This window comes from Protofrankia sp. CiP1_Cm_nod4, assembly GCF_982290645.1.
The window spans coordinates 1-3,831 of record NZ_CEVIVC010000245.1; the positions used below are offsets into that span (position 1 = coordinate 1).

The 3,831-nt window shown below is 74.0% G+C and carries 2 protein-coding genes; both read right to left on the minus strand.

The features are described 5' to 3' along the window. Positions 1-53: 53 nt before the first annotated feature. Positions 54-1,964, minus strand: coding sequence for a protein kinase family protein (locus AC5LSR_RS23615; RefSeq protein ID WP_250287226.1), 1,911 nt, complete (start codon positions 1,962-1,964; stop codon positions 54-56). Positions 1,965-2,082: 118 nt separating this feature from the next. Continuing rightward, the coding region (gene murJ, locus AC5LSR_RS23620; RefSeq protein WP_493469053.1) for a murein biosynthesis integral membrane protein MurJ at positions 2,083-3,831 on the minus strand (1,749 nt) is incomplete at its 5' end.

Consider the following 3,831-nt stretch of genomic DNA (forward strand, 5'->3'; position numbering starts at 1 on the left):
GGCGGGGGTCACGGGGCGGCGAGAGCCTGGCCAGGACGGCGTCTTCCCGCTGGTCAGGAGCGGAAGGAGACGTCCGTGACAGCGCCTTTGAACCGGCCGTCGTCCACCGTCGGCAGCTTGGTCAGCCAGACGACCCAGTACCGGTGGGCGGCCGCCTCCGGGACGGACACGGTCGTGTTGGTGGCGAGGGTTTCGGGGAGGACCACGCTGTAGGCGCTGGCGTCGTTCACGGCGGCGTCACCGGCACGCAGCTCGAACGCGGTAGGGCCGAAACCAAAAGCAATCGTCATCTGGCTGATGGTGACGGGGTGGCCGAAGTCCAGCCGGAGACCCACCCCGGACTTCAGCCCGCCGAACTGCCGGCCGTCGGTGTTGTTGTAGCCCTCCGTCGTCCAGACGGTGGACGGGTTGCCGTCGATGGCCTTCGGGGCCTCCGCGTCGTTCTCGCCGTTCTGCCCGGGCGGCGGGTCGAAGGCCAGCACGTTCGGGGCCGGCAGCGGCGTACCGGTACCGGCCGGGGCGGTCCTGGACGGGGCCGCGGACGGGGCGGCCGGAGCCTTCCGGCCGGTGTCACGGGTCAGCGCGACCGACGTCACCGTCACCGCGACCACCGCGATGGTGGCGATGAACCCGGCCACGAGCAGCAGCCTGCGGCGCGGCCGCGGGCCGCGCGAGCGCCGGGCGCCCCGCTCGTCCGGGGGGTAGTCGCCGAGGAAGCCGGGCGTCCCGAGGGCGGGAGCGGAACGGTCGCGGCGGGGCTGGTCCGCCGGGAAGCGGCCGTCGTCCTGGCGAGCCCGGCCGTCCTGGTAGCCGCCGCGATGGCCGCCGCCGGGCGGGTACGCCGCGCTCCCCGGCGGGCCGTAGGAGCCCGCCACGTCGTAGTGGTCCGCATCGGACCCGTCCACGGTGTAACCGGCGGTCGAGGGCCCCGTGGTCATGGTCCGGGTCAGCGACGGCTCGTCGTCGAACCGGACCCGGCCGAGATCCAGGGTGCCGTCCGCGGGGGCGAGATCCTCGAGCGCCTCGGCGAGCTCGGCCGCGGACGTGATCGCCGGCCGGTGGGCACGGTCGTCCCCGAGCGCGGCCAGGGTGAGCGCGTCAAGGTCCGGGGGGACGTCCGCGCGGACCTGCCGTGGCGAGCGCACCTGGCCGTCGTCGGTCCTTGCCGCCGGGGGGAGCCCGGTGTCGCCGCGGTCCAACGGCCAGTGCCCGGTCAGCGCGGCGTAGAGCAGACCGCCCATGGCCCGGACGTCCTCGGCGGCGCCGACGGAGCCGGCCCAGGGCTCGGCCTGGCTGTGCGCGCCCTTCTCCAGCGCCGCCACGACCGAGCCGGTGCCGAGGTCGACGACCTTGACCATGCCGTGGCCGGAGACGATGACGTCGCTGGCGCGCAGGTCACCGTGGTGGATGCCGCGTTCGTGGGCGGCGGCGAGCACCCGGGCGACGGCGAGCAGGACGGTCGCGGCCTGGTCCGGGCGCAGCGGCCGCTGCGCGGACAGCGCCTGCAGGGAGCGGCCCTCCACCCATTCGCTCACCACGTAGGAGACGCGGCCGGCCTCGGTGGTGGTCGACGTGGCGTCGTAGGTCGATGCCGCGCCCGGGTGCACCAGCCGGCCGGAGCCGATGGCGGCCGACAGCAGCATCTCGGCGGCACGGTCGAGGGCCGCGGAGTCGCGCGCGCCGGTGCCGGTGTGTTGCACCACACGGACGGCGACGGGCCGGGCGAGGATCCGGTCGTCACCGCGCCACAGGGTGACCGGCCCACGTGCGTGCATGACCGACAGAAGCTGATATCTGCCGTCCAGCACGGTGCTGACCGGCAGGGTGGGGGGCCCGGGGGGATCCATCGGGCCGGTGGCGTCGGGGGACGCCGGTACCGCCACGGTGCCGGCCTTCCAGGTCGCGCTGCTCGTCACGTCATTATCGACGTCGACCTGTGGCGGTCGGTTGTGCCCGTCGACCACAGTGCCTCCGTCATCGCCGACGCGTCCGACTGTCGTAGCCGGATGCAGCCTGTTCAGTGTACGAGCCTTTGGGGGAGCGCCCGGGCGCTGTGTCGGTTGTAGCCGGGATCAGTCGGGATCAGTGTGTCGATCGTGCACCGAACCGGCCCCGGACGGCTGTGGCGAGCGCGGCCATTTCGGGCAGCCGCATCCGGACGATGGCCACCAGGTAGACGGGCAGCCCCACCGCGCAGGCGAGCACGACGCTCACGCCCGAACCGAGCCAGCCCCGGCCGAGCACCTCTCGTACCAGGGCGCAGACCCCCGCGGCGACGACCGCGCCCAGCCCGCCGGCGATGGTCACCTGGGTGAGCATGCGGGCGGTCCGGCTGGCGTCGATACCGCCCAGGCGGCCCCGCAGCAGGACCGAGGAGACCACGGCCCCGACCAGGTAGGACACGGCGAAGGCCAGCGCCAGCGCCACCGACCGCAGCCGGTCGGGCAGCAGCGCGCTCAGTGCCGCCGCGCCGGCGATGTTGGTGGCGACGATCCCCATGTTGACCAGCGCGGGGGTCCGGCTGTCCTGGTGGGCGTAGAACACCCGCAGCTGCACCTGGAACAGGGAGAACGGCACCAGGGCGACGGCGAACGCGGCCAGGGTGTCCCCGATGCGCAGGGCCTCGGCGTAGCTGACCGCGCCGTGGTTGAACAGCGCGACCGCGACCGGGCGGCCCAGCGCCAGCAGCGCGAGTGCCGCCGGCACGATCACCACCGCCGCCAGCCGCGTCCCGGTGGACAGGTCCTGGCGGACCAGGTCGCGACGGTTGTCCGCGGCATGCACGCTCATCCGCGGCAACAGCGCGGTGATCACGGACACCGCGACGATGGCGTAGGGGAGCTGGAAGATCTGGTACCCGTACGTGTACACGGTGTACGCCGTCGTGGAGCTGGCGAGACGCACGATGACCAGGTAGCCGAGCTGGCTGATCGCCACGTAGAGCAGCGTCCAGCCGGCCAGGCGCACCGCCTGGCGCAGCCCGGGGTGGGTGAGGTCCAGCCGCGGCCGGTAGCGGAAGCCGGCCGCCCGCAGCGACGGCAGCAGCGCGAGCGTCATGACCACGACACCGAGGGTGGTGCCGGCGGCCAGGACGGTGATCTGGGTGTCGCTGATCCCGCCGACCGTGGGCGGGCGCGGCCCGGGCACGAAGATGAACGCCACGCAGGTCGCGATCACGATCAGGTTGTTGAGCACCGGCGTGAACATCGGCGCGGCGAACGACTGGCGGACGTTGAGGATCGCCCCGATCGTGGCGCCCAGCCCGTAGAAGATCACCTGCGGGAGGAACCACCGCAGGAACGTCACGGCGAGATCCTGCTCGGCGCCGCCGGCGGCCAGGTAGACGCCGATGATGGCCGGCGCGGCCAGCGTCGCGGCCACCACGATGACACCGAGCCCCAGCACCACCAGGGTGAGCAGCGAGGACGCGAACGCCTCGCCCTCGTCCGGGTCCTCCCTGGCCGCCCGGACCAGCACCGGCACGATCACGCTGGACAGCACCCCGCCGAGCAGCAGGTCGTAGAGGATGTTCGGGGTGGTGTTGGCGACGTTGTAGGCGTCCCCGACCGCGCCGGTGCCGATCGCCGCGGCGATCGCCACCGTCCGCAGGAACCCCGACGCCCGGGAGGCCACCGTACCGATCGCCATGGTGCCGCTGGCCCGGCCGAGGGTCATCGCCTTGCGCCCGGTGGCCTTCCCGGCCCGGCCGCCCGCGGGACGTCCCCGGTCCGCCGGCCGTCCTGCGGGCGGCCGGGCCGGTTCCGCCAGCCGTCCCCGCTCGTCCCGCTGGTAGTGCTCGTCCGGCCGGTGGGGCGGTGGGTAGCCGCCGGG